The organism is Streptomyces sp. NPDC101151 (assembly GCF_044768335.1).
GTDB lineage: Bacteria > Actinomycetota > Actinomycetes > Streptomycetales > Streptomycetaceae > Streptomyces.
The window spans coordinates 1-2,227 of the sequence record NZ_JBIWPP010000125.1 but is presented as its reverse complement, the minus strand read 5'-3'; the positions used below and the strand labels follow the sequence as shown (position 1 = coordinate 2,227).

The window sequence follows — 2,227 nt, the reverse complement described above, 5'->3', positions numbered from 1 at the left end:
ACGCCTTCAGTACCGGCCCGACACCCTCGACGGCTTCATAGCCGGCACTCGCTTGACCCTCGACGAGCCAGCGCCACCCTGACGAGCCGAAGTCAGTAAACGCCTTCGATGATGCGGAAGTCGCGCTCGACGCCGTCGGACAGGACGAGCAGCGCCTGCTGGTAGGCCACACTTGCGTGAGCTGCGACGGCCTGTTCGAAGCTGTCGAACTCGACCAGGACGACGCGCTCGGCGACGCCCTCGTCGTGGGCGACGACCCGCCCGCCGCGGGCGAACGTCCGTCCGCCTCCGGCCTTGACGGCCGGACCGGCCAGCTCGTTGTAGGCAGCCAGCTTCTCGGGGTCGGAAATGGTGCGGTAGACGCTGACCCAGTAGCCCTTGGCCACGAGAACCTCCAGTGTTCGGAAAGTGCGCGTCCGAGAACGCACGTCGGAAAGTGCATGTCTGACGCCGGATTCGCTGCTGCGAGCGAGCGTACCCGGCGGAAGATCACCAGGGTGGTTCAGGGGAACGTACTGGTCAGCGACGCCCCGGAGCCTCGCCGTCGTGGGTCAACCTGTCACCCGGCAGGTCAACGGCCCCGCCTCTGCAAGATCCAATGAGACGGGACAATCTGTCTCGCTCTTACTGACCCACCGCTGCGTCCGGTTGCCTCACCTGGTTGGAAGCCCTTACGCCCCAGTCATCCAGGCTCTGGAACTTGATGCGAGGGTCTGCGCCCGCTCGCGCCACCGGGTCAGTATCGCAGGGGAATTATCGTGCTCAGTCTCGGCAGTCTGCGTCCTGCCTCATCTTCGCACCGAACGTCCCACCGCTCACCGAGCGGTCCGGAGTTGTCGCCTCCATCGCCCTGCTGGGCGTCAACGGCTTCGTAGAAGGCTTCGCCGCACTCGTCGTCCACACCAGCCAGGATCCCGTACGCCTCCATGGCGACGTAGTCGAGCGACTCCCACCCGGGCCAGTCGTCGTTCCATACCTCCCGCGGGCGGCCCACCAGGCCTTGGACCTCCGGGGTGGCCGCCAGGGGAATCGGATCAGCCACCGCCTGGGTGAAGGCTTCCCGGCCGAGTCCCACCATCCACAGGCCGAAGTAACAGAATCCGTCATCCGAACACCAGCCACCGAAGATCTGGTCCGCAGCTGCCCACAGATCCCACGTGAACGCTTCCTGCGTCACCTCGTCCAAGCGCACCTGAAACTGCACGACCTCAACCAGCGACTTTCGTGACAGTTCACCCCGCAGCCACGCGAGCCGTTCGTCCGGGCCTTGCGCCTGACGCCGGCACTCCTCGATGAGCTCCCAGAAGGAATCAATGTCCACGGCGGCTCTGTGCCAGGTACCTCTGACAACACATGGTCGACGGAATATGTTCGCGCGGTGGAGAATCCGGAGATCATCATCCGACTCAGCCCAGATGAGGCGCTGGTCCTGTCGGACTGGCTGGAGCAGGTGCAGATGACAGACCTCAGTCGTCTCGTCGACGACGCGGCGGTCTGGGCGCCCCTTCACCGCATTGCTGGAACGCTCGATAAGTCGCTGCCGGGGATCTTTGCGGAGGACTATGCCGAACGTCTGGAAGCCGCTCGCAGCAAGCTTCGTCCAGCCCTGGACGACAGCGCCAGTGTTGAGGAGGGTGCGGACGCGTGAAACACATCTCGGAGATGACCGAACGCGAGTACTTCGCCTGCGTCGGCCAACGTCCGGGCATGTTCGTCGGCAAAACCTCGTTCCACATGCTGGCCGCGTTCCTGACCGGCTATGACCAGCACGCCCTCCGGCACGGCGGGCGCGGGCTCACCGGCTGGCACGACTGGCTCGTCGCCCGTCGCGGACGCGCCTGCAGCCACGCCTGGCCCGGCCAGGTCCTCCACATCGCACTCCCGAACGGCTGGGACGACCTCTGGAACCTTGCGCCTGAGGATGAGCAACACGCGATCAAGGTCCTGTTTGAGCTCCTCGACGAGTTCGCGGCCGAGCACGAAGCAGCCCAGGGCGCACAGTTCTCAGATTGACTGAGACGTCGGGCCGCACCGCGTCTCACTCAAGATGACCCACCGCTGGTCACGGCCTCGCCGTGATTCATCTTCACTGAGACGGGACAGCGGCGTCACCCGTTCGGGTGTCGCCTGATTGTCCGTTGTCATCCAATCGAGGCGTTTGACAGCGAACCTAGTCGTTCCGGTTTCCTTGCCAACGAACCTAGTCGTACGAGGTGACGTACTGGGG

The 2,227-nt window shown here is 64.7% G+C and carries 4 protein-coding genes; 2 read left to right on the top strand and 2 right to left on the bottom strand.

The window, feature by feature from the left end:
* Nucleotides 1–92: 92 nt before the first annotated feature.
* Nucleotides 93–386 carry a DUF1330 domain-containing protein gene (locus tag ACIRU3_RS47645; protein ID WP_404070731.1) on the bottom strand — a complete coding sequence of 98 codons (294 nt, stop codon included), beginning with the start codon at nucleotides 384–386 and terminating at the stop codon, nucleotides 93–95.
* Nucleotides 387–736: 350 nt separating this feature from the next.
* The gene (locus tag ACIRU3_RS47640) at nucleotides 737–1,321 is read right to left on the bottom strand and encodes a DUF4240 domain-containing protein (protein ID WP_404070728.1); all 585 of its coding nucleotides are present in this window, start codon (nucleotides 1,319–1,321) and stop codon (nucleotides 737–739) included.
* 57 nt (nucleotides 1,322–1,378) lie between these two features.
* Between ACIRU3_RS47640 and ACIRU3_RS47635 the strand changes: the two genes are divergently transcribed.
* Together ACIRU3_RS47635 and ACIRU3_RS47630 are read left to right on the top strand one after the other, a co-directional pair.
* Nucleotides 1,379–1,648: a hypothetical protein gene (locus ACIRU3_RS47635; protein ID WP_404070725.1), complete on the top strand. Its 270-nt coding sequence runs from the start codon at nucleotides 1,379–1,381 to the stop codon at nucleotides 1,646–1,648.
* On the top strand, nucleotides 1,645–2,013 hold the full coding sequence (locus ACIRU3_RS47630) for a hypothetical protein (RefSeq protein ID WP_404070723.1): 369 nt from the start codon (nucleotides 1,645–1,647) through the stop codon (nucleotides 2,011–2,013). Before ACIRU3_RS47635 ends, ACIRU3_RS47630 begins: the two co-directional genes overlap by 4 nt.
* Nucleotides 2,014–2,227: the final 214 nt, after the last annotated feature.